Here is a 25,762-nt window from a genome sequence, read left to right as displayed (position 1 = left end):
ATCAACATTAGGACAGAATGAGCGTTTAGATCCGGCCTTGGGTAAACACTGCAAAAAATACTAGAGATGTTACCAGTAGCGCCCATTTTTGAGATCGTTGAGGCTAATATCATAGAATTGTTGTGCCTGCTTAATTGCGCGTTTGGTGGATTTATCCATCACGCCATTAAGTGGTCCTTTATAAAAACCTCTTACTCGCAATCTTCTTTGAACTTCCATAACGCTAAACTGACTCTTGGGAGCAGTTTTAACTTGGCTGTGTAATTTTCCTCTTGTTGTTGGACCAGCAATACCGCTAGCTGCGAGATAATTATCTGCTTGGAATCTGCGGACTGCAGCGGCGGTATAAGAACCAAAATAGCCGTTGGGTTCGCCTTTTAGATATCCAGCTTCAATTAATTGTGCTTGCAAAACTCGAACAGCTTCGCCGCGATGACCTTGACGAAGATTATCGGGATTTACTTTTACTGAAGTTCTTCTTGCTTCACCGCCGAAACCAATCCCACTTGGTGGTAATTTTTGTCGTGTGTTGGGACCAACTACACCATCGGTATCCAAATTGTAAGCTTTTTGAAAACGTTTGACTGATTCTTCAGTAATTGGACCAAATATTCCAGTGGCGTTACCGTAGTAATAACCAGCTACGCGCAGTTGTTCTTGTAATACTCTAACGACTTCCCCTTCATCTCCTCTTTTCAGGTATTGGGTTGTCTGCTGCTTTTTTACAGGTGTAACTTTAGGAACTTGATTCCTGATAATTCTGGTGCTGACAATCTGGGTTTGGGTTGGCTTGGATTGAGGTTTGATTTTCGCAGGACGCCAACTTTCTAATTTTTGCAGGGTAGAAACTCCTGCGATTCCATCAGCTGCAATTCCTGCTGCTTTCTGAAACCGACGAACTGCATCTTCGGTAGGTTTATCATACACTTTAGTAATAGGAGCCTGATAAAACCCAGCTTTTTGTAACTGCTGTTGTAAGCCCGATACGGAAGGACCGTTATCTCCTTTTTGTAATGCTAAAGCACTACCTACGGTACTTAACAGAGACACAGTCAGAGCAAGGGGAAGCAAGTGTTTCCATGCTTTGCTAGAAAACTTCCCCCATTCCGGTGTAATTCCCCGATTCAGCAGTTGACTAAGGAAAATCAATTCACTACTAGGGCAATCTTCGTAAGTTGAAGCTAAGTGTAAATACGCAATGTTTTCCATGTTTACCTCATCCCGTTATTTTGTTTCAATCGCTGCTTCGGCTTGATGAACAAGGTTTCTCAAATTTTCTATTATTTGTATGTTTACATCCTGCCATAAATTGCGCTTATGAGCTTCTAACAATCTTTCCGCAATATCACGTAAAGCATGTGGATTGTGTTGCTCGATAAAGTCGCAGACTGGGGAATTAAATAAATAAGTATTTGCTATTCCTTCATACATATAATTTTCAACACAGTGGGTTGTAGCATCATAGGCAAAAAGATAGTCTACTGTTGCGGCAATTTCAAATGCCCCTTTATAGCCATGGCGCATAACTCCGGCGATCCATTTGGGATTAATTACCCGCGAGCGATATACTTTGGCAATTTCTGTTTTGAGATGGCGGATTTTGGGGCGAGCAGGAATAGAATTATCGCCAAAATATATTCGAGGATGCTTACCACTGATAGTGCGAACTGCTGCAGTTAGACCACCTTGAAATTGGTAGTAATCATCGGAGTCAAGTAAGTCATGTTCGCGATTATCTTGATTGTGCAATACTATTTGCATTTTGCCCAGACGTTGTTCGAATGCTTCTGGCGCGGATCTTCCTTCACTTTTACCCGTATAAGCATATCCACTCCAATTCATATAAGCACGGGCTAAATCTCGGTCATCTGTCCAATTTTGGGATTCAATTAAACCTTGCAGCCCAGCTCCGTAGGCTCCTGGTTTGGAACCAAAGATGCGATAGCGCGATCGCGTCAAGGCTTCTGATTGTGTCAAACCTAGTTTTTGCCAATGTGCTGTTTCTTGACGTACCTGTGCAGCTAAGGGATTGAGGTGGGGTGGTTCGTCCAATGCAGCAACTGCTGTAACTGCTTTGTCAAATAAATTGACTAAATTAGGAAAAGCATCCCGGAAAAAACCCGAAATTCTTAAAGTCACATCTACGCGGGGACGACCGAGAACGGAAAGGGGCAAAATCTCAAAATCTACTACTCTTCTGGCGGTACCATCCCATACAGGTTGTACTCCCAAACAAGCTAAGGCTTCGGCAATATCATCACCTCCAGTTCGCATTGTGGAGGTTCCCCATACTGATAATCCTAAGGTTTGGGGATATTCACCATGTTCTTGGGTGTAGGATTCGATCAAAGTTTCGGCAGCTTTTCTACCCACATCCCAGGCTGTTTCTGTGGGTAGGGCACGAATATCTACAGAGTAAAAATTATTGCCAGTTGGTAATACTTCCGGACGTCCGCGGGTAGGTGCACCAGCAGGTCCACTGGGAACATATTCACCATTAAGCCCGCGTAGCAAATTTTCAATTTCGCGGTTTGTTTGTTTGAGGGCGTTTAAGAGATTTGATTGGATCCAATTTAGTACTGCTTGGGTATGGGATACTCCATTTTCAGATGGTGGTTCGCAAACAGGTTTTTGTTTGCTAGATAGTTGTGTGGTCTGTTGTGTAGTCTGTTGACTGATACTTTGAACTGAATAATTTTCAATTAAATTTTGGACGAGAAAAGCTGTTTTTTGTTCCAAAATCTCGATCGCATCGCCAATATTTCTGGATTTATGGGGATTTTTTCCGTGGAATTTTTGTTCGCAGAAATTTTGCTCCGAGGTTTTAGCAGCTAAAATTTTTCTGTCGTTTGCAGATAACTCTGTTCCTAAATCCGTTGTAATTGGGTCAAAATCTAAACTCCAATCCAGAGCAATGGCTCTGAGTAAACCAGGATATTGGCGGTTCGGGTGACGAGCGATCGCAATGATTAAATCTCGTAATTGTCTTCCTTGGGGACATTGACCAAAAATATGTAAACCATCACGAATCTGGGCTTCTTTGAGTTCGCAAAGATAACCATCTAAATAGTTCAAAACTGAAAGCTCAAAACTGGAAGCATTTTGAGTATCTTTGTTTTGGTTAGGTTGATTTTGGTTAGTTTGGTTTTGGTTAATTTGGTTCCCATTAACTGGGTCATTTGCAATTCCCAGATCGAGATGAAGATTTTCTTTGAGGACCAAAGAATGAATGCGATCGCAAATTAAACTCAAGCGTGAAGGATCTAAACTTTGGGCTTCATGATACTCATCAATTAAGTTCTCTAGTGTTTGTAGACCGCCATAGAGTTCAGCTCTGGTCAGGGGTGGAGTTAAATGATCTAAAATGACCGCCGATGCACGACGTTTAGCTTGGGAACCCTCACCAGGGTCATTAACAATGAAGGGGTAGAAGTGAGGAAGTGCACCCAAAGCAACCTCAGGATAACAATTTTCTGATAGGGCTAAACTTTTACCTGGTAGCCATTCCAGATTGCCATGCTTGCCCACATGAATTATTGCATCAGCAGCAAAGCATTCTCTAATCCAGTAATAAAATGCTAAGTAATCATGGGTTGGTTCCAGATCGGGAGCATGATAATTTAAGCTGGGGTCAAGATCGTAACCCCGAGCGGGCTGAATACCAATAAATACATTACCTAAATTCATCCCAGAAACTGAGTATTCACGTTCTTGTTTGGGAAAACCCCAGCGTTGAGAAATACCTGTCTGTATTGATGGGGGTAAATTCGCAAAGTATTTAGCATATTCCTTCGCGTCAAGACTTTGTGCAACCGGACGTAACTCCCTTCCTTCTGGGTCATTGGTCACATTTTTTGTCAGATGTTCGATTAACTCCGTTCCTGTGTGGGGAATATTATCGAGCTGATAACCGGCAAACTTCATCGCCTTAAGAATTTCTACACAACTGGCTGGGGTATCTAATCCAACGCCATTTGCTAAACGTCCATCCCGGGTAGGATAATTAGCCAAAATCATGGCGATACGACGTTCCTCAGGTGGTTTAGCAGATAACTTGACCCAGTTTGTTGCCAAATCAGCAACAAATTCTATCCGCGAACTTTTTGGTTCATAAACCACTACATCTGTTTCCAGGGAGGAATTGCGGCTCTGTAAAGTTTTAAAAGAAACAGCACGAGTGATAATTCGCCCGTCGACTTCTGGAAGTGCTACATTCATGGCAATATCCCGGGGAGAAAGCCCTTGTAATCCTGACTCCCATTCTTTTACAGCAGCACTACTGTTAATGACTTGCAAGATTGGCACATTTAATTTGTCCCACAAATCCACTTGTGGTTTTTCTATATCTAACTTTGCAAGGGAAAAACTAGTAGTGTTGAGTAAAAGTTTAATTGGCGAAGAAGTATTGGATTCAAAAAACTGGCTGAGTTCGGTTTGAACTTCCAAGTCCCGTAACGAAGAAATAAATATTGGTACCGGTTCCAAATTTCGTTTTACTAAAGCTGCACATAATGCATCAATGGTCTTGGTATTACCAGCTAAGTAATGAGCACGATAGAAAAGGATCGCAATTTTTGGGGATTTGGGATTAGATCTCGGAGGTTGGTTTTCGTTCCATATTTTCTCCTCCATTCCCCGTTCCCCGTTACCCGTCTCCTTTTCTCCTGTCCCAGTCGCTAATCCCCAGTCCCCAGTCCCCAATCCCCCATAAAACCCAACTCGAGGAACAGTTCTAGGAGGTACAGGATTAAATGATGTTGAAAGACATTTATCCGCAATTAACATGAAAGCATTGGCAATATTTTCCGTTCCGCCTTCATTAAAATATCGCCATACCTGATTTGCGATTGCCAAGGGTAAAGTCGAATGGGCGATTAATTCTGTGTCCAGAGCATCATCCCCTGGCATTACAATTAGATTTGTACCTTTGCGCTCTACTATTTGAGAAACTACCTCTAAACCATAAGCCCAATAAGAACGTCCTCCTAACAGTCTAAGAATGATTACTTCTGCAAATTCCAAAACTTGCTCGGCATAGGTGTCGATACTGATTTGATGCTGTAAATCTAAAAGTTTAGCAACTCTAACTTGAGGAAATTTACCTGGTAATTTTGGCAGCGCAGCTGCTACAGTTTGAATTTCAGTGTCCGCAGCCGTAATTAATATGATTGGTGCTGGAGTTTGTTCTACAAATCTTATGTCGTCTGACTGAAGTTCCCATTTATTAGTAGTGACACTTGTGCGATGCATAATTTGCTAATACCGTCTTAAACTGTTGATTAGGAAACAATCACAACTTTAAGCGACTGCAGCTAACTTCTCTCATCAAATCATCAAAACTTGAAAATGCTTGGTTCTCCCGATTTAAGCTTTTCTCGAACCTTGTCTTTGGGTGTATTTAATCGACTTGTAGAATTATTAGACCAAATGGCTCAAGGCGTAGGAAAAGCAAATTTTGTCATCATCACAGATGCTATCATTGCGCGGATACCTACACCCACTCACTGGGCAAAAAAAAGGTTTAAACTCCTATTATCTGAGGGTTTTAGCGCCTTATTACTAGGAAATCCAGAAGTCGGGGACAGGGAAGCTGCAGAAATTCCTGCAAAGGAGAGCGAATATTTATCTTTGAACGCACAGTTGATATTTGATGCAGATCTAATCTCTGCTTTCCTGATGGAGTTAAGAGACTTGTTTTGTCACGATTCCATAACTTTTCAAGAAATTGAGCGCTATCAGCAAATAATTTCTCCTAATAGTGCCGAACTTCAAAGCAAATTTACTTTGTTGCTATTAGAGTATCTCCTATCAGAAGAAAACCAAGATTCACTAACCAAAAATTCATCATATTCTCATCTTGCTTTTGAGGAAGTAGAACAAGCTTTAAAAAAGCAAATAGCTCAAGAGAAACTTTTAAATCAAGTCACAACTCAAATCCGTAAAAGTGTAGATTTATCTGTAATTATGGCTACAGCATTGTCAGAAGTGAGGGAGTTTTTAGAATTAGATAGATTGGTAATTTATAAATTTGAGCATTCAATAGATAGTTCAAACTTGAAATCTCAAAACTTTAAGTCTCAAAACTTTAAGTCTCAAAACTTTAAGTCTCAAAATATTTCCACCTCACCTTTGAATTTACAAGAGCAAGAAACTCCACAAGAACAGGAAACTTTAGAAAAACCAGAAGGATTAAAAGATTTTACTCGCAGTCAAGGATATATAGTTTACGAAGTTTGTGGTAATGATGCAATCCCTTCAGTGTTGAATTACCGAGAACGAAATTGTTTTACACCAACTTCTGAATGTTGGAATAAATATTGTAACGGTTTTACTTTAACTGTAAATGATATCGAAGAAACCTATGACTTAGAAGATTGTTTGTTGAATTTTTTACGGGAAATTCAAGTAAGAGCTAAATTAGCATCCCCAATTATGTTTGAAGAAAATCTTTGGGGATTACTGATTGCTCATCAATGTCATAGACCGCGTAATTGGAGTGATAGTGAAAAACATTTGTTGACTTCAATTGCAGAACAATTAGCAATTGCAATTCATCAATCCGAACTGATGAATTTTCTCACAAAAGAAAAGCAAAGTTTAGAAAAACGAGTTAAAGAGAAAACCAACGCTTTACATGACGCTTTAGTTGCTGCTGAATCTGCTAGTCGTTTAAGAAATGAGTTTTTAGCTACTATTAGTCATGAATTACTAACTCCATTGACCTACGTTATTGGTATGTCTTCTACCTTATTGAGGTGGTCCTTTGGAGATTTGAGCCAACGACAGCGAGATTATTTGCAAACAATCCACGATAGTGGCGAGCATTTATTAGAAATGATTAATGATATTCTCAACTTATCTCAAATTGAGGCAGGAAAAGCAGTTTTAAATATTACAGAATTTTCTCTAAATCAATCAATAGAGACAGCAGTTAAAACAGTTGCAGAAAAAGCTATACAACAAAAGATTAATTTGACTTTAGATTCACAAATTGAATTAAAACAAGATAAATTTCAAGCTGACTATCCCCGAATACAGCAAATATTATGGAACTTATTAACTAATGCGATTAAATTTACTTCCGAAGGTGGTGATGTAGTTTTACGTCTATGGATGGAAGGTAAGACTGCTATTTTTCAGGTAGAAGATACGGGAATTGGAATTCCTGCAGAACAACTACCACTATTGTTTGAAAAATTTCATCAACTGGATACTCCTTACCGACGTCGCTATGGGGGTACCGGGTTGGGTTTAGCTTTGACTAAGCAACTGGTGGAGTTACATCGCGGTCGAATTGAAGTTGATTCAAGTGTTGGGGTTGGATCGATTTTTACTGTTTGGATCCCTTATCAGCAAAGTAAATAGTTTGGGGATTGGTAATTTTTAAAAATTTTTTGAGTTACACAATTCTCAATTAAAACCTTATTACTCTTGTTTCTGGTTCCCAGACTCAGTCCATTAGTACTATATAGATTAATTACTTTTGACAAAAATAATTTTTCTTTAAATTATTACGAATGGGCTCAGCTTGGGAACTAAGTTTTAGAAGCTCTGACTCTTTGTAAGTTTCTATTGTTTGGCGTTAGCCTATTTACTAAGGCTACCCCTGACTCAAAATACTTTAGAAGTTTGGGAGTATTCTATAGCCGTAGTTGGTGTAGTAGGAATTTGAATCAAAAATTCTGTTCCCTGACCTAATTGAGAAAAGCATTTAAGTTCACCTTGGTGTTTTTCCACCACAATTTGATGACAAATAGCTAAGTTCAATCCTGTTTTTTGAGGAATTTCTTTTGTTTTAGAAATTGGTTCAAAAACCTGAGAACGATTTAATTCCGTCATACCCTCACTATTATCAGTAAATTTAATACTAATTTTGTTGTCAATAATTTGAGTTGTAATCCAGATAAATAGAGGTATATAAGGAGATTGAGTTGATGGTTTTAAGTATTGTTGGGAAATGTTCACAAATTTTTTCTTTAAAGCATCAATGTGATGGAGCAAAATTTTTATAAATACTTGGTTTAATAGGTCTGGATAACATTCGACTAATGGCAGTGTGTCATATTTCTTCACAACCTCAATTCCTGGATATTTGTCATTAGCTTTCAATCGATGTTCCAACAGAAGTAGAGTATTATCCAATTCTTCGGTGATGTCTGCTAACTTCTGTTCGGCTCGATCTGGACGGGAGAATTTTTCCAGTAACCCTAAAGTTTGACCAACCTGCTTTGCTCCAATTCTCATTGATTTGAGAGTTTCGTATAAATCTTTGTTTTGCAGATCTGCATCAAGCTCTTGAATTCGCCGTTCGATGGCTGGTGATGCTTCGGGGTAAGTATGCTGGTAAAGATTGGTGATTTCAAACAGATTTTGGGTGCATTTACTTACATCAGTGAGGTTCTCAACAATAAAGTTAATCGGATTAGTAATTTCGCTGAGAATACCACCAAGCAAATGTGCCAGATTGTCCATTTTCTCACCCTGGATTAAGTATTCCTGAGTTTGCTTGATTTCTTCAAAAGTTTTGCTAATTTCTGCAGTTCGATCTTTACTGTGTTGGAGTAATTCTCCTTGCTCAATCCCAACTCCCAGTTGCACTCCAACTTGATTGAGTAAGTCAATTTCATGTTCTTTCCAATGACGTGGGTAGGAGTGTTGATGAGCTATTAATAATCCCCACAATTTTTCACCTTGAGAAATGGGAGCAAAAATTTCGTTACGTGGTAAATTGCCATTCTGATTTGCATTTACAAATGCTGGCATCATAACTGCTTGTGTCTTTACTTGGGGCTGCAAACCATCTTTAAAGGAATCTGCGACGAATTCACCTTTCCAATCTGAGTCAAAGCGATAGATAGAAACTCTGTCAACATTAAGTAGTTCTCGTACTTCTTGGGTACTAGTTTCCAAAATAGTTTGGATATCGAGAGACCGACGTATTTTATCTATAGTTACCGCTAATAACTTTTGCTGTTCCACCGCTTGTTCGGCTTCCGCAGCTTTTACTTTCATGTCATTGTGAACTTTTTCACTATGAGCATCTTGCGTTAATGCTACTCCTAATTTTTCGGCAATTTGATACACGAAGTCAATATCAGAAGATTCCCACTCTCGAGGTTTGTCACATTGATGAATGCACAATAAACCCCATAGTTCACCCTCTTTGATTAGGGGTGCGATACAATTGGCACGCACCTGAAATCTTTCTAACATTTGTACGTAGCATTCTTTGAAATCCTGTTGGTAAATATCTGAAATCGTACTGACTCGATTTTGGCGATAGATTGGTACATAGTTTTGCGCAAAACAGTGGTCATAAACTTTATCTTTGAGGGTTGATTTAAAACCCAAAGCCACATCTTCATAGATTACTTCTCCTTCCCATTGATTTCCTGGATCGAAACGGAATATAGCTACTCGGTCTACTTTAAGTAGCTGACGGACTTCGACAACAGTAGTCTGGAAGATATTTTCTAAATTTACAGACTTCCTCATTCGAGCGAGTGTACGAATTAATGCTTTTTGCTGTTCTACTTGGTACTGGGTATTACCTAATAGTTCGTTGTGGCTTAACGCTACAGCTACCTGGGAAGTAATTTGGGCTAACAGTTCAATTTCATCTGTTTGCCAATGTCTAGAAGAAGAATTTTGATATGCAGCTATTAATCCCCAAAGCTTATTGCTCTGTAAAATCGGAGCGATCACAAAGGCTTTAGCTTGAAATTGCTCTAATAAACCTATATGACAATCACTAAGTCCGGCTTGATAAATATCATCGACTACGAAAGTTTCCTGATTAGCGTAGCGTCCCCCCTGAGTTTCTTGAAGAAAAGTGTCATGAATTACAGGAACGACTCCAATTAAAGGTGTCCAAGGTTGTTCAAATGATTCAGCAACAAAATTACCACTCCAATCAGGATTGAATTTAAAGATAGCAACCCGATCTACTTCCAGAAGTTGTCGAGCTTGTAGTGTTGTTGTTGATAAGATTGTTTTAATATCAAGTGACTGGCGTATTTTTTCAATAGCTTCAAGAATAATTTTGTGGCGCTGCTTTACCCGATCCAGCTTTTGAGCCAAATCTGCCTTTTCAATCCGATCAAGCTTTTCAATTGTAACTCTTAAAAGCTTAGCAATTGTGAGAACAAGTTTTATTTCACAACCTTTCCACTCACGAGTGTTACTACATTGATGAACGCATACTAGACCCCATAATTGCTTATCTCTAATTAGAGGAATTACCAAATTAGCTTTAACTTGGAATTTGCACAGCATTTGTGCATAACAATCATTTACCTGTGGTGCATAAATATCCGTAATCGCTTGTACTCTAGCTTGGGAATAATCAGCAGCCAATTTTCCTCCGATACAGCGATCCTGGATTTTTTCTCCTAGTATTGAATCCCAGCCTGTTCCAACGTCTTCAAAAACAAATGTTCCTTCCCAGTCATTTTCAGGAACAAATTGGAAAATACCCACCCGATCAGCATTAAGCAACTGTCGTACTTGGGCAACAATTGTTTCAAAGGTTTTGTTCAAATCTGTTGCTTGCCGAATTTCCTCAATTATTCTCGCCAGTATTTTTTGTTGTTCTGGCTCATCTTTAAAATCATTGCTGAAGAAATCCAGTTCTTTTTTTAGTTTTTGTGAAATTAATTGCATGGCTTTGATAACTAGGGAACTTTACAACGAAGGTTTTTATAATCAAATTTTCTCGAGTCAAACAGAATAAAAACTGCCAGTAAATATGCGTACTTGCAATAATTTAGGTGTTCAAAGAAATAAAATACTTGCGCGAGCCTTAAGGTTTGTTTTTGCCAGGATGTACGCACATAGAAATATTTTTTGTTTGTAACTACTAATACTTGTGACTTATGTAGTTAAAGTTAAACACAGCCTTTACTATGCTGGGTGCAAAATATAAGCGCAGGGAGTTATGTTTTTCAGGCTAATTTATTAGTTTATCTGATTTTATCGAAATTGATATCATTCATTACTCTCTATTATTTACGTTATTTACTCAAAAACATTTTGGAATTTGGAGAGTATTCTATAGCAGTAGTTGATGTAGTGGGAATTTGAATCAAAAATTCTGTTCCCTGACCTAATTGAGAAAAACATTTAAGTTCACCTTGATGTTTTTCCACCACAATTTGATGACAAATAGCTAAGTTCAACTCTGTTTTTTGAGGAATTTCTTTTGTTTTAGAAATTGGTTCAGGTTCAAAAACAAAAGAACGCTGTAATTCCGTCATACCCTCACTATTATCAGTAAATTTAATACTAATTTTGTTGTCAATCGTTTGAGTCGTAACCCAGATAAATAGAGGTACATGAGGAGATTGAGTTGATGATTTTAAGTATTGTTGGGAAATGTCCACAAATTTTTTCTTTAAAGCATCAATGTGATGGAGCAAAATCTTTATAAATACTTGGTTTAATAGGTCTGGATAACATTCGACTAATGGCAGTGTGTCATATTTCTTCACAACCTCAATTCCTGGATATTTGTCATTAGCTTTCAATCGATGTTCCAACAGAAGTAGAGTATTATCCAATTCTTCGGTGATGTCTGCTAACTTCTGTTCGGCTCGATCTGGACGGGAGAATTTTTCCAGTAACCCTAAAGTTTGACCAACCTGCTTTGCTCCAATTCTCATTGATTTGAGAGTTTCGTATAAATCTTTGTTTTGCAGATCTGCATCAAGCTCTTGAATTCGCTGTTCGATGGCTGGTGATGCTTCGGGGTAAGTATGCTGGTAAAGGTTGGTGATTTCAAACAGATTTTGGGTGCATTTACTTACATCAGTGAGGTTCTCAACAATAAAGTTAATCGGATTAGTAATTTCGCTTTGGTGAATGCACAGTAAACCCCATAGTTCACCCTCTTTGATTAAGGGTGCGACACAATTGGCACGCACCTGAAATCTTTCTAACATTTGTATGTAGCATTGTTTGAAGTCCTGTTGGTAAATATCTGAAATTGTACTGACTCGATTTTGGCGATAGAGTGGTACATAGTTTTGGGCGAAACAGTGGTCGTAAACTTTATCTTTGAGGGTTGAGTTAAAACCCAAAGCCACATCTTCGTGGATTACTTCTCCTTCCCATTGATTTCCTGGATCGAAACGGAATATAGCTACTCGGTCTGCTTTGAGTAGCTGACGGACTTCGACAACAGTAGTCTGGAAAATATTTTCTAAATTTACAGATTGCCTCATTCGGGCGATCGCAAGAATTAATGCCTTTTGTTGTTCAAACTGATACCAGGTCTTGGCTAATGATTCGTGGTGACTTAATGCCACAGCTACCTGGGAACCAATTTGGGCTAACAGTTCAATTTCATCTGTTTGCCAATTTCTAGATGAAGAATTTTGATATGCGGCTATTAATCCCCAAAGTTTATCCCCTATTAAAATTGGAGCGATCGCAAAGGCTTTAGCTTGAAATTGCTCTAATAAACCTATATGACAATCAGTAAGTCCAGCTTGATAAATATCATTAATAGCAAAAGTCTCATTATTCCTGTAGCGTCCCCCCTGAGTCTCTTGCAGAGAAGTATCTTTAATTGGATAGGACATGTCAATCAAGGGAACCCAAGGTTGTTCAAACGATTCAGCAACAAAATTACCACTCCAATCAGGATTAAACTGAAAAATACCAACGCGATCTACTTCCAGGAGTTCCCGAACCTCTAGTGTTGTTATTGATAAAATTGTTTTAATATCAAGTGACTGGTGTATTTTTTCAACAACCCCAAGGATAATCCTTTGGCGCTGCTTCATATAATCCAGATTTTTAATTAAGTCTGTCTTGTCAATCCGATCAAGCTTTTCAATTACAACTCTCAAAAGCTTAGCAATTGTGCTCACAAATTTGATTTCAGAAGGTTTCCATTCACGAGTGCTACTACATTGATGAACACATACTAAACCCCATAATTGCTTGTCTCTAATTAGAGGAATTACCAAATTAGCTTTAACTTGGAATTTGCCCAGTATCTCTACATAACAATCGTTTACCTGTGGTGCATAAATATCCGTAATTACCTGTTTTCTTGCTTGGGAATAATCAGCAGCAAATTTTTCTCCAAAACAGCGATCCTGGATTTTTTCTCCTAGTATTGAATCCCAACCTGTTCCAACATCTTCAAAAACAAATGTTCCTTCCCAGTCATTTTCAGAACTGAATCGAAAAATACCCACCCGATCGGCATTGAGCAACTGTCGTACTTGAGCAACAACTGTTTCAAAAGTTGCGTTAAAATCCATTGGCTCCAGAATCTTCTGAATTATGCTCGCCAGTACTTTTTGTTTTTCTGGCTCATCTTTAAAATCCTTGGTGAAGAAATCCAGTTGTTTTTTTAGCTTCTGTGAACTTAACTGCATAGCTTTGGTAATTAGGGAACTTTACAACAAAAGTTTTAGAGACTTCCAATAAATGAAATCTCTAACGATGACTTTCCCTTGCGGGGAAAGCACCAGCACTTCGAGAATATATTTCTTTAAGCGTGTTCGGCTACGCTGTGTCTCACGGTTCAAGCCAAAATATACTAATTTCGAGACTTAATTTGTATTTCTAAAAGAGCCACACCCAATTTAATTGAGATAGATAGTATAAAAAGAGTTAGTACCCATAGGTACTTGGAATCATTTAGGCTTTAAATAAATAAAAAGATGCTTGATTATGTAGATAAAAGCTTTGTGCTAATTAAACCACATTAATAATATCTCTGTCCGAATAAAATTATCTTAAATTTCCTCACAGCTTATTATTAAAGAGGGCTATATAGAGATAATTGTGATTTATTTCGCTGAGAAATACTGTTAGGATAGGCATTTATCTGCTCGCAATTGAATATTAAATGGTTAGATCATGTTACTAGCTGAATGCTTAGTCTTTTTGTAGTCTTTTCGTTAAATTTCACATATAACTTAACTACTTAAAATAATCTTGATTTACCTCTAATGGCATCTACCGATAGATTTAGTATTGAGACAAATAACGATAATGGACTATTTACGAGGAAGAGATACTTAAGTTAAACGAAATAAATAATATCAAAAAACAGTCAACAAAATAATTACAATAATTATTGTAAATAATAACTATTCAAAAATTCTGAGAGCATTATTAGAAAATCCTGAGAAAATTAAAAGAACATTATCTGCTATTGAATAAGGTATTTGAAAAATTTATGGTTACAAAAGATAAGCAGATAAATATAATAAATTGAGAATAAAATTCAGGGATCTACTCATTGAAAGTCTGGGAGTATTACAAAAACCACAATTCTAGATTTTTAAGATTTTGCTCTTCCTAAACCCTCCAACAAAATGGAGGGCTTGAGTAGATCCAGATATTTTAAGTGGCGAACATGGTGTGATTTTTTCTCATAGATTTCTAGCTATATTTTACCCATTCTGTACGTAAAATCCCGTAGTAAATGAGGTGAAAACGTTGCCCTTCACGTTTGATGCTATTTCTTTGTAACCCTTCACGCCGAAATCCTACTTTTTCATGTGCTTTCATCGCACGAAAATTATAAGCGATTGTCGTTGAACTGATACGATAAAGATTCAGTTCCCGAAACCCATATCCTAGAATCAATTTCATTGCATCAGTACCGTAACCTTTATTCCAGTAAGCCGGATCGCCAATAGCAATACCCATAGAAGCGTTCTGATGCGTCCATTGAATTTCAAATAAGCCAACACTTCCAATGAGAATATCATCTGTAAGGGTACGGAGGCGAAAATTATAGGAATTTGGCGATTTCAAAACAGAAGATTCAAATTGATTCTAATCTTCGGGTGTCATTGGTTTTGCAGGGTCATTATCTGCTAAGCGCAGATATTCGTCATCATTAGACCAACGAGCAAAATACTCATTATCTTCAGATTGGGGTGCAGCAAGGCGTAGCAATTTTCCTGTAAAAAGTGGGTTGAATTGCATTCAAATTCCTTTGTTGAGTTGTTCAAGATTGAGTTGCGTGAAAAGTTGTGAGGCGATCGCAAATCAAAAATTCAAGCAGGAATTTCCTCACTTAAGTAACGACAGTGAGGATTTTTCTGCATAGAATTTAGTTTTTACTCAATGACAGTCAACAAAGGCAAAGTAGTGCAAAAGCACTTTAATAAATAAATTGCATATTAATAATAATTTATGACAGACGCGGCATGCCGCGTCTCTACATGATTTTTAATCTACTGAACTTATTGAGAACTGTTTGTAGTTCTACCAATGACACCTGATTTCTACCTTTTGAGAATAATCATTTTACTTCCCACAACAGGGTTACGCGCTATCAGCTTATTTTTGGAATCAGTAATTTCTAGGTGGACAAAATCAAGCTCTTTGGAGCGTTCTAGGATTTCTGCTGCAAGTTTATCTTGGTCCGGATGGGTGAGAGAATACCAATCATCACTAATTTTCAAGCTAAGGGTACTACTAGCAAAGTCAACTCGGACAGCATCAATGGGATTACTAGAAAAAGTTTCAATTTGTGTATCTTCATGCAGACTAGTGATCGCTTCTGTAATTTGATTTTCAATTATCGTGAATAATTTTTGTTCCAGGGTTAATGGTGCAGTAACTTGTTGTTTTTTTATAGTTTGCTTTTCGTCTGAATTGGAGGAAGTTTTTTCTTGTGCTAGAGAAGATGGAGCTTTTGGAGTTTGTAAATTCGTATTTTTTAACTCTGATTCACTTTGTTCTGTTGGAAGTGGAGATTGGGCGATTTGTTGTTCGGGTGGTGCGACCGATGTAACTGATTCTGTTTTTGGAGTTATTTGGGAATCAGAAACTTGTTCTGGGGTCGGAGCAGTTGCGATCGCCTTGGACTTGGGACTAAAAGTATTTACACTTATACCGACAACCAGGAAAGCGATCGCGATAACAATTCCTGTTAAAGCCCGGTCTGACAACTTTGAAGCTATATTTTCTGGTAAGAGGGAACGAATTTTAACTAAAGCACTATTCCAAATCGACTGGAGTTTTTCAAGAACGCTAGGTGTTGGTGACGGATTAATTGTCTGACCCAAAAATGGTTCTCGATCCTCTGAATAATTGTCTTCCAGTTCTGGATTTGATCGTGATTGTGGCGGTTGTGGATTTGGCTTTTCTTGTGACATGGAAGTTTCCTAGAAAACAGCGGATCGAAAAAAAATAAGATAAATTCGGAAGGTGGATCGCATCTTCAGCCATAATTTATCACTTAACTACTTTTGGTCAAGTTGTTGAATTATTAATTATCAGATATGTCATTGAAACGGCGTAGATTTATATCTCTGGGTAGTTTTAGTTTTGTTAATTTTATTAAAGATGGATTTATTAAATCTGGACCTATTAAATTTGGACCAGCTTATCTTGCTGGTAGTATAACTACTTTTAATCCCCCAATTTTTGCTTCAAGTTTACGATCCCAAATTTCCACCAACAAAGAATCGAACAAAAACGATTTACTTTTACGATTCACATCCGTAGCTGATACGGGAACCGGTGGAGATGGTCAGTATTCTGTAGCACAATCTATGATAAATTATCGCCGTCAAAATCCTTACGATCTGGTTATTTTAGCTGGAGATAATATTTATACAAATGGTGAGATTGAAAAGATTAATTCAGTTTTTGAGTGTCCCTATGCTTCCTTACTGAAGCAAGGTGTAAAGTTTTATGCTGTTTTAGGGAACCACGATATCCGAACTGCAAATGGCGAGCCCCAAGTTAAATACTTTGGCTTTAATATGCAAGGAAGATACTACACTTTTCATCGCGGTCCCGTACAATTTTTTGCTTTAGATACTAACCGTAATGCTGATTGGCAAAATCAACTTCTTTGGTTAGAAAAAGAACTGAGTAATAGTAAGGCTATTTGGAAAATTATTTTTGGTCATCATCAAATTTATTCATCTGGTGTTTATGGAGTGAATAAACCTTTCATTGATGTCCTAACTCCACTATTTAAAAAGTATGGCGTTCAACTTTATATTAATGGACACGAGCACAATTATGAGCGTACCCGCCCAATAAACGGTACTACTTATATTGTATGTGGTGGTGGTGCTACTACCCGTCCGGTAGGACGTTCCGAATGGACTGAATATTCTGCAAGTAAATTAAGTTTTGCTGCATACAATGTATATGCAGATCGGATAGAAATTAGCGGAATTGGTACTGACAATGAAGTTTTTGACCGAGGTATCATCTCATTAAAATCAAGTCATTTGCTGGTTAAATCTGGATTAATTTAATCAAATTAATTTCAAGCATGAAAATCAAACATATTAAGATGCACTCTTTTCGGGGAGTTAGCGATATGACGCTAGAATTCCAAGAGTGCGAACCTAACGTGTTTATTGGTATTAATGGCGTTGGTAAATCTAGTATTCTTGATTGCATCGCCATTCTTCTCTCTCGGTATACCAGTCCGGTTCAATACCCCAGCACTTCAGGTAGATTATTCCGAGAACAAGATATCAGAGAAGGATCTCAAGAAACATGTAATGAAATAACAGTTATGACTACGGAAGGTGACGTAACTTGGTCCCTTGGAAAACTCCAAAAAAAACGTAGTAAAAATAGTAGTACCGATTTGACACAATTACGTAAATTAATTGAGTCTACCCAGGATAGTCTGAAGGCTGACCCAAATTTTAATCTAACTGTTGTAGTTCATTACTCTGTAAATCGCGCTGTTGTTGATATTCCTTTGAGAGTTAGGAAAAAGCATTCTGTAGATCGAGTAACAGCTTACGAAGAATCCCTACATGGTACGAAAATAAACTTTAATAACTTCTTTCAGTGGTTCAGAAAATGGGAAGACTTGGAGAATGAAGAGAGAAGAGATGATGCTAATTATACCAATCATCAATTAGAAGTTGTTCGACAGGCTATTTATTCTCTGATTCCAGGATTATCCGATTTGAGAATCCGTCGTTCTCCTTTAAGGATGACAGTGAAGAAGCAGGAGCGAGAACTCAATGTCAGTCAACTTTCCGATGGAGAAAAATGTCTCCTTGCAATGGTGGGGGATTTAGCAAGACGCTTAGCGATCGCAAACCCCGGACTTGAAGAACCTTTAGAAGGCAATGGTATTATTTTAATTGATGAAGTTGAACTACACTTACATCCCCAATGGCAAAGGGAAATTATTCCGGCTTTAAGTAAAACTTTTCCTAATTGTCAGTTTATTGTTACTACCCATTCACCCCAGGTAATTAGCCACGTTAAACCTGAGGGAATTCATATTATTGAAAATACAGCAGAAGGTATCATTGCACTGAAACCAGAAAACTCTTTTGGTAGAGATACCAATTGTATCTTAGAGGACTTAATGGAGGTTCCCGAAAGACCTCAAGAAATCAAAAATAGCTTGCAGCAGCTATTCAAATTTATTGATGAAGGAGATTTGGAAGGTGCAAAACAATTACGTCGGGATTTAGCTCTGCAGATTGGAGAAGATGAACCAGAATTTGTCCGCGCTGATGTTCTAATTCGTCGCAAGGAAATTCTCAACAAATGAAATATATCCACAAGAATCCAGAACCAGGTAGTTTGACTGGCTACAATGACAGACTCAGGAATAAAACGCCGAATTGGAAATCCTTTAATAAATCAGTCAAAACCGATGTGTATCATGCTCTGTTAAAGGAACAAGGTCACATTTGTTGCTACTGCGGGATTCGTATCTTCAGAAAAAATTGTCACATTGAACACTATCGACCCAAAAGCCAATACAAACATTTAACCTTCAGCTATACCAATTTGATAGTTTCTTGTCAGGGAGAAGACGAACAAAGACCAACCAAACCAGTTCATTGCGGTCATAAAAAGGGTGCTTGGTTTGATGAAGATTTAATGATTTCTCCCTTAGATCCAAACTGTCCAGATTATTTTAAATACACTGGTTCTGGGGAAATTTTAGCTGCGGATAATCCCGATAAACTAGATGCTGCTGAAACTACAATCGCAAAACTGGCTTTAAATATCAATAAACTTACAAAGATGCGGAGAAAGGCGATTGATGCAGCATTACAAATAGTTGAAGAATTGGATGACGGAGAAATACATACCCTCGCCCAAGCCTATCAAGAAATGGATTCCGAGGGTCAGTATACACCTTTTTGGGCTGCTGTTGCTTATACATTTAAGCAATATTTTTAGTCCCTCGTATTCACTATTAGTTTAAGAATTTTTACACATAAATTAAACAATTAATACCGTTATAATTTATTCTGGGCTTTATTGTTAGCAGGTATTTACAACTATTTTGCAAGATATATAGATGCGCTTGTACTGTGATTGCTGCAGACAAATAATCGTGTCTGAAAATAATCTTAGATATTTGATAGTTATTAAAATTTGATCGGATTTTTAGTAAAGTATGTGATTATATTAAGCAAAAAAATTAATCTTTTAGAGATATATTTAAATTTAGAATATTTAAATTTCTAAGATTTTGAATTGTATCCACATACAGGTGATTTCGTAAGAATAATGCATCAAAATTAACAGATATACTAATCTGTTAATATAATTACTTATGTCTATTGAAAGATTATTCGGTCAAGAACCTGAAGAAAACGATTTCGGCGGTCAAGACCTTGCAGGTGCAGATTTTCATTATAAGAATCTCCAAGGTGCAAATTTTCAAAATGCAAATCTTGAAGGTGCAAATTTCCAAGATTCAAATCTACAAAAAGCTAATTTTAAAGGAGCTAAACTTCAAAGAGCTAATTTTAAAGATGTAGAACTTCAAGGTGTAAATTTTCAAGACGCGCAGTTACAAAATGCTGATTTTTGTAGAGCAGACTTGCGAGGAAGTAATTTTGAACAAGCTAATCTTCAAAATGCAGATTTACAAGAAGCGCGCCTAGGTGGAGTCAATTTTCAAGGTGCTGATTTAAGAGGTGCTAATCTCAAAGGTAGTCAAATTAGTATCAAGACGAAGTTTGATCGCAAATGGAAACTTGTCTGGGAAATTGTCAACAAAAGTGTTGTAGGTCGAGATTTAAAACAAATTGACTTGGAAGAAGCAAATTTGAGTGAAGCCATACTTGAAAAAGCAGATCTTGAAGGAGCTAAGCTTCAAAAAGTAAATCTTCGAGGAGCTAACCTTAAAGGCTCTAATATTAGGGAAACAAATCTCCAAGGAGCAAATCTAAGTTATGCACATCTTTGGGGGTGCGACCTCCGTTCTAGCAATCTCCAAGGAGCGGATTTAAGCTATGCAAATTTATATGATGCAAATCTACGCATGGCTAATCTTAAAGGAACCAATCTCAAAAATACTGAAATCAGTGATGAAACTCAGTTAGAACCTAAGTGGAAACTAGTTCAAGAATTGGTTAGCCAGATTATTCCCGGTCGTGATGTGAGTGCGATTTTGCAAGAAAAAAAATTAGATTTGCAAGATGCTAATCTCCAAAATGCTTATTTGGAACAAGCTAATCTACGAGAAGCCGATCTCAAAGGCGCAAATCTCCAAGCAGCTAACCTCCAAAAAGCCAACCTTTGGGGAGCAGATTTACAAAATACTAATTTTGCAGAAGCAAATTTACAGCAAGCAGATTTACGAGAAACTAAATTTCTTCCCCAAGCTAATTTCTCCAAAGCGAATCTGCAAAAAGCTACTTTAATCGAAATTACTTTGCAAGCAGCTAATCTTCAAGCAGCGAATTTACAAAACGCCGAACTAAAATCTGCGGATTTGCGAGAAGCTAATCTCCAAGAAGCTAATTTACAAGAAGCACATATCCAAGGAAGCATTTTAGAAAAAGCTAATCTTCAAAAAGCTAACTTAGAAAATGCTTATATTCGCAGAGCATTTCTACAAGAATCTCAACTACAGCAAGCAAACTTAAAAGAAGCTTATCTTTCCAATAGCAATCTCTATAAAGCTCAATTACAAGGTGCAGACTTATACAAAGCTGAATTAGGTAATGCTAATCTTCAAGAAGCTAACCTTGAGGAAGCTAATCTCGAACAAGCGAAACTCAAAGGAGCTAATTTATGGATGGCACATCTTCAGAATGCTAATCTTCAAGCAGCCGAACTGTTAGAAGCAGATTTAAGAGTAGCAGATTTACGTCGTGCGGTCTTGTGTAAAGCCGATCTCCATAAAGCTCACTTACAGGTAGCCGATTTTTATCGAGCAAATTTAGAAGCAACTAAGTTTACAGGAGCTAACTTAGAAAAAGCAATCTTGGAAAAAGCTGTACTGAAAATAGCTGACCTCCGAGGAGCTAATTTTCGAGGTGCTTATCTACGCAAAGCAAATTTACAAGGAGCAAACCTCCGAGATGCTCAGTTTCAGGAAGCTAATTTATCCGCTGCTGAGCTTTATTTTGCAGATCTTTGTGGAACCAATTTTGAGAATACCAATATTGAAATTGCTGATTTTTCTGGTGCAAAAAATCTCAAAGCAGAACAAATCTTTTTCGCGCAAAATTGGGAGAAAGCTAAATGTGACCCAGATTTAGTCGCAAAAGTTGAAATACTGAACTATCAGTATAACGCCTGTATATTACTATTTTTAATTGTTTTACTTTTGATTATCCGCTCACGCGAAAGTGTAAAGTTAGAGCGTTTGATATTTTACATCTTGTCCCACTTTACAGTTGAAATACCCAACGGTTGTGAAGATGACAAGCGCGATCGCTCGTCATCCAAAAAGCAGAAACAGGTAAAAATTACAAAAACCATCAAGATTACTTTTCCCAAAGAGGAATAAGTCATTAGTCGTAGAGACGTAGCAGAGGCTGAGCCGCACCTGCGGTGTTTGCACGCGCTTACAGCGAACATCCGCTAGGATGCGTTCAAACGCCGACGCCGTAGGCTCTGCTACGTCTCTACAGGAGTCACAAATAATAAGTCAAAACTCATTCGCGATGCAATCTAATTCATCCGTTGTAACTGAGCGACTTGAGGATCGATAATTTTTTGACCCAAACCAGAAAACTTAATTGCTACTGATATCTTCTTACCTCCACCAAAAACATGTGTGATTTCACCTATTCCAAAAGCTTTATGTAACACTCTTTCCCCAACCTGCCAATTTTGGTTGCTATCTACTCCATTAACAGCAAATGCAGGACTTTTACTTCTACGTTCCATCCGTCTTCGCGATTGAGTGGTTAATAATTCTTCTGGTAACTCGTCGAAGAATTGCGATCGCATAGCTGGTTCTCTACTACCATAAAGGCGTCGTTCCCGTGCGTGAGATAAAAATAATCTTTCTTGGGCGCGGGTAATTCCTACGTAACAAAGACGACGCTCTTCTTCCAATGCTGCTGGATCGTTCATCGAACGGTAGTTAGGAAATAGTCCCTGTTCTAAACCAACTAAAAATACTACGGGAAATTCCAGTCCTTTTGAAGCATGGAGAGTCATTAATGAAACAGCTTCACTTCCTTCTTTAAGGTTATCTAAATCCGAACTTAAAGCCGTACTTGCAAGAAATGCTTGCAAAGAAACATCATCGCTATCTTCTTCAAATTGCAATGCAGCGTTATAAAGCTCTTGGACGTTCTGTAACCGATCTTCTGCTTCATCAGTACCTTGGGTTTTCAAATCTTTAATGTAGCCAGAACCTTCCAATACTGCTTGTAAAACTTCTGATACTGAAACTGTTTCGATTTGGGTTTGCCAATCGCCAATCATTTTAGCGAATTTATTCACCGATTTTGTCGAACGTCCCGCCAAAGTATTTACCGAGGTTTCATCGCTAAGTATTTCCCAAAGGTTAACACCTAATTCTTGAGCCGCATTCACCAAGTTATCAACTGTAGCTTTACCAATACCACGGCGAGGAGTATTAATAATTCTTAACAAACTGACCGTATCAGCAGGATTAGCTAAAGCCCTTAAATAAGCGAGGACATCTTTAATTTCTTTGCGATCGTAAAACTTTAATCCCCCAACTACAGAATAAGGAATACCTTGACGCACTAAAATATCTTCAAAGGGGCGGGATTGGGCGTTGGTACGGTAGAGAATTGCAAAGCTACCCCAGTTAATATCTGGATTTTCTCGTTCCAAAGTCCGAATTTGATGAATTGCAAACTCTGCTTCAGCAATTTCATCATCGGCTTTGTGAGCATAAATCTGTTCGCCACTACCACGGGTTGCTTTGAGAATTTTATCAATGCGCTGGGTATTGTTTTCAATTAATTCATTGGCAGCTTGAAGAATATTTTCACAGGAACGATAGTTTTCTTCTAATTTCACCATCGTCTGGGTCTCTTCATCTGGTAAACCATCACCGAAATCTTCTTGGAATTCCAGCAAAATTCGGAAATCAGCCATCCGAAATGAATATATGGATTGATCTGCATCTCCGACCACAAATGCAGATCTTTTGTCCCAGTCCCACAAACTCTTATTAGTTTCACCGTTTGTTGCTAACAAACGAATAAGTTCGTATTGAGTGCGGTTGGTATCTTGATATTCATCGACTAAAATATGACGAAACTTATGATGCCAATATTTCAATACCTGTTCATTTTGCTGGAATAGGCGAACGGGAATCAAAATTAGGTCATCAAAATCGAGAGCATTATTTTCCGCTAATCTATCTTGATAGATACCGTAAACCTGAGCAATGGTTCGACCTTTGTAATCTGGTCGCTCTCGTTCTAATTCCTTTGGTGAAAAACCTTGGTTTTTGGCGTTACTAATTGCATAACGAACCGAACGGGGGTTAAATTTTTTATCATCAAGGTTTAGTTGTTTGGTAACAATTTCCTTAACCAAACTTTGAGCATCAGATTCGTCAAAAATGGAAAAATTACGTTTCCACTGACGTCCTTTTTCATCTTGATATTTTTCGATATCGAAACGAAGAATCCGAGACAATAAACTGTGGAAAGTTCCACACCACAAATCTTTAATAGTATTTTTATAAACTTGGGATTTTAATTTAGTTTGCTCATATTCTGGCAGCAGATCAAATTTTGTAGAATGATACTGCATTGCCAGCTGCTCAGAAAATAATTTCTGAATACGCTCTTTCATTTCCCGTGCAGCTTTATTGGTAAAAGTTACCGCTAGGATATTTTCTGGATTTACCTGATGTTTCAAAATTAGATTTGCGATGCGAAACGTTAGCGCTCGGGTTTTACCAGAACCTGCACCAGCAACAACTAATAAGGGACCGCAGTGATGTTCTACTGCACGGCGTTGGGAGGGATTGAGGTGACCGAGGAAGTCAGAGGTGGCGATCATAAGTGGAGCAATTGTAGAATTTTAACTCAAGCAACTGATATGGTATAGCTTTTGTCGTTTAAAGTTAAATATGTTAGTCGTTAAATTGAGAATATCGAAACTTCCTCGGCAAGATTTAATTTTCGATTGACTCTATGAAAAATTAAGTAAAATTTTTCATCAAAAACTCATGAGTTACAGAAATATAGTTATAGAGATATAACTTATAAAAAACAGCAGTAAGTAAATTCCACAGAAAAAGCCTTAATCAACCACGACGGCGAACTCCAGCAAGAATTCCCGAACCAATTGCGAGTAGAACCAAAGCCCAAATAGCTTCTTTTGGAAATGAGAGTATTCCAAATGCTTGCAATAATAGTACTATTGCCAAAATTATCAATAAAATACCAGCAATATATAAAAAAATTGTGACACCAAGGTTGGGAGAACCACTCATAAGTAAAACTCTTCAGTATTTAATCGTTAATTAACAGTTTATTGTAGTTAGCTATTCTGACACAGGATGGGAACACCTGAATCTCTATATAGCTAAAGTTTTAGCTTGTAACAAAATTTCTGTAATTTTTATATACAAACCAATTAAATTTAAACTAGAAAAACCTAATTTTTCATTTGTTGAAAATTTCTGCAACAATTTTAGAGAAAATATCATAAAAATTTATCTTTGCTGCATGAAATTGGGGAACATCCCAAGATGGGGGTTGGGGTAGATCGAGTTGGTCTTCTTGAAGATAAACGTGATAGCGAACTTCAATTTGTAGAGTTTCTACATTTGGTATTTGACTGTAATGTCTGGTGATATATCCACCGTTAAAAACTTGGTTGCGCACAACTTCATAGCCATATCGAGCAAAATTATTTTCTACAGCCCTTATTAATCGCTCCGAACAACTTTGGTTATTAACATTTCCCAGACAAACATCTGCGGTAATCGGTCCAAAAAAGCTGTGTAAATCCAAAAGGTAAACCTTACCAAATTCTTCCAATTTTTGTTCCACAAGCGCTCTTAAGCTTTCATGATAAGAAAGATAATATTTTTTGATACGTTGTTGGATTTGTTCTTTATTTGGTTTTTGCTGGTAAATATCGCGATTAAATGCTGTTTTTTCAGGAATAACTGATGTCCAAAAAGAACCAAAAGTCGGTTCTTTAATCTGACGGTTCAAGTCCACCACATATCGACTATGGGTTGCTTGAATGATTGTCACCCCAAATTTTGGTAAAAAATCGTACATTTTATCGAGATGCCAATCAGTATTTGGTAAAGATTGAAGATGCTCCTCGATAAATTGGGCTGAAATGTCTGGAGGAACAAACATTCCACTATGAGGGATATCGACTATTACAGGTAATTCCTTCTCCTCGGGTTGGTAGATTTTAAATATATTGAACATTGATGGGAAACTAGGGATTAGCATTAGCAAAGCGTGACGCGTTTATAAAGTGAGACACTCTAGTAGTCTTTTTCATTAGTTTTGATGGGTTGGATAAATCTTAGAAAGCTTATTCCTAGCGTCTTCTGTACGAAAACGCCAAT

Annotated in this window: 15 protein-coding genes; 5 read left to right on the top strand and 10 right to left on the bottom strand. The window is 37.6% G+C overall.

Translation table 11 applies throughout. The annotated features are described in order from the left end of the window. Positions 1-69: 69 nt before the first annotated feature. Entirely contained in the window at positions 70-1,209 is a 1,140-nt protein-coding gene (locus BC008_RS06970; protein WP_027843574.1) for a peptidoglycan-binding domain-containing protein, read from the bottom strand. Between the two features lie 15 nt (positions 1,210-1,224). Continuing rightward, positions 1,225-5,250, bottom strand: a complete 4,026-nt coding sequence (gene cobN / locus BC008_RS06965) for a cobaltochelatase subunit CobN (protein ID WP_027843575.1) — start codon at positions 5,248-5,250, stop codon at positions 1,225-1,227. A 96-nt stretch (positions 5,251-5,346) separates the two neighbouring features. Here cobN and BC008_RS06960 point away from each other — a divergent pair, with 96 nt between their 5' ends. Beyond that, positions 5,347-7,365 carry a sensor histidine kinase gene (locus BC008_RS06960; protein WP_027843576.1) on the top strand — a complete coding sequence of 673 codons (2,019 nt, stop codon included), beginning with the start codon at positions 5,347-5,349 and terminating at the stop codon, positions 7,363-7,365. 246 nt (positions 7,366-7,611) lie between these two features. Here BC008_RS06960 and BC008_RS06955 read toward each other — a convergent pair whose 3' ends face one another. The 5 genes from BC008_RS06955 to BC008_RS06940 all read right to left on the bottom strand — a co-directional run bounded on the left by BC008_RS06955 (position 7,612) and on the right by BC008_RS06940 (position 16,133). Further along, positions 7,612-10,662 (bottom strand): GAF domain-containing sensor histidine kinase, encoded by a 3,051-nt coding sequence (locus BC008_RS06955; RefSeq protein WP_058183371.1) that lies wholly within the window; start codon positions 10,660-10,662, stop codon positions 7,612-7,614. Between the two features lie 350 nt (positions 10,663-11,012). Then, entirely contained in the window at positions 11,013-13,388 is a 2,376-nt protein-coding gene (locus BC008_RS06950; protein WP_058183370.1) for a GAF domain-containing sensor histidine kinase, read from the bottom strand. Between the two features lie 1,015 nt (positions 13,389-14,403). Continuing rightward, the gene (locus tag BC008_RS06945) at positions 14,404-14,781 is read right to left on the bottom strand and encodes a GNAT family N-acetyltransferase (protein WP_235595810.1); all 378 of its coding nucleotides are present in this window, start codon (positions 14,779-14,781) and stop codon (positions 14,404-14,406) included. A gap of 21 nt (positions 14,782-14,802) precedes the next feature. Then, on the bottom strand, positions 14,803-14,955 hold the full coding sequence (locus BC008_RS51195) for a hypothetical protein (protein WP_235595809.1): 153 nt from the start codon (positions 14,953-14,955) through the stop codon (positions 14,803-14,805). A gap of 302 nt (positions 14,956-15,257) precedes the next feature. After that, a complete protein-coding gene (locus BC008_RS06940; RefSeq protein WP_058183369.1) occupies positions 15,258-16,133 on the bottom strand; it encodes a hypothetical protein in 876 nt (291 codons plus the stop codon). 126 nt (positions 16,134-16,259) lie between these two features. Here BC008_RS06940 and BC008_RS06935 point away from each other — a divergent pair, with 126 nt between their 5' ends. From BC008_RS06935 to BC008_RS06920, 4 genes are all read left to right on the top strand, one after another. Further along, on the top strand, positions 16,260-17,252 hold the full coding sequence (locus BC008_RS06935) for a metallophosphoesterase family protein (protein ID WP_027845011.1): 993 nt from the start codon (positions 16,260-16,262) through the stop codon (positions 17,250-17,252). A 17-nt stretch (positions 17,253-17,269) separates the two neighbouring features. After that, positions 17,270-18,523 (top strand): AAA family ATPase, encoded by a 1,254-nt coding sequence (locus BC008_RS06930; RefSeq protein ID WP_027845010.1) that lies wholly within the window; start codon positions 17,270-17,272, stop codon positions 18,521-18,523. Continuing rightward, positions 18,520-19,164 (top strand): retron system putative HNH endonuclease, encoded by a 645-nt coding sequence (locus tag BC008_RS06925; RefSeq protein WP_027845009.1) that lies wholly within the window; start codon positions 18,520-18,522, stop codon positions 19,162-19,164. Before BC008_RS06930 ends, BC008_RS06925 begins: the two co-directional genes overlap by 4 nt. Before the next feature lie 379 nt (positions 19,165-19,543). Next, positions 19,544-21,733, top strand: a complete 2,190-nt coding sequence (locus BC008_RS06920; protein WP_058183368.1) for a pentapeptide repeat-containing protein — start codon at positions 19,544-19,546, stop codon at positions 21,731-21,733. Positions 21,734-21,897: 164 nt separating this feature from the next. Here BC008_RS06920 and pcrA read toward each other — a convergent pair whose 3' ends face one another. From pcrA to BC008_RS06905, 3 genes are all read right to left on the bottom strand, one after another. After that, on the bottom strand, positions 21,898-24,225 hold the full coding sequence (pcrA, locus tag BC008_RS06915; protein WP_027845008.1) for a DNA helicase PcrA: 2,328 nt from the start codon (positions 24,223-24,225) through the stop codon (positions 21,898-21,900). A gap of 247 nt (positions 24,226-24,472) precedes the next feature. Then, positions 24,473-24,661 (bottom strand): hypothetical protein, encoded by a 189-nt coding sequence (locus BC008_RS06910; protein WP_036266859.1) that lies wholly within the window; start codon positions 24,659-24,661, stop codon positions 24,473-24,475. Positions 24,662-24,833: 172 nt separating this feature from the next. Then, entirely contained in the window at positions 24,834-25,619 is a 786-nt protein-coding gene (locus BC008_RS06905) for an N-formylglutamate amidohydrolase (RefSeq protein WP_027845007.1), read from the bottom strand. Between the last annotated feature and the right edge of the window lie 143 nt (positions 25,620-25,762).

This window comes from Mastigocoleus testarum BC008, assembly GCF_001456025.1.
Lineage (GTDB): Bacteria > Cyanobacteriota > Cyanobacteriia > Cyanobacteriales > Nostocaceae > Mastigocoleus > Mastigocoleus testarum.
The sequence above is the reverse complement of the archived record's forward strand: the minus strand, read 5'-3'. Positions and strand labels throughout refer to the sequence as shown.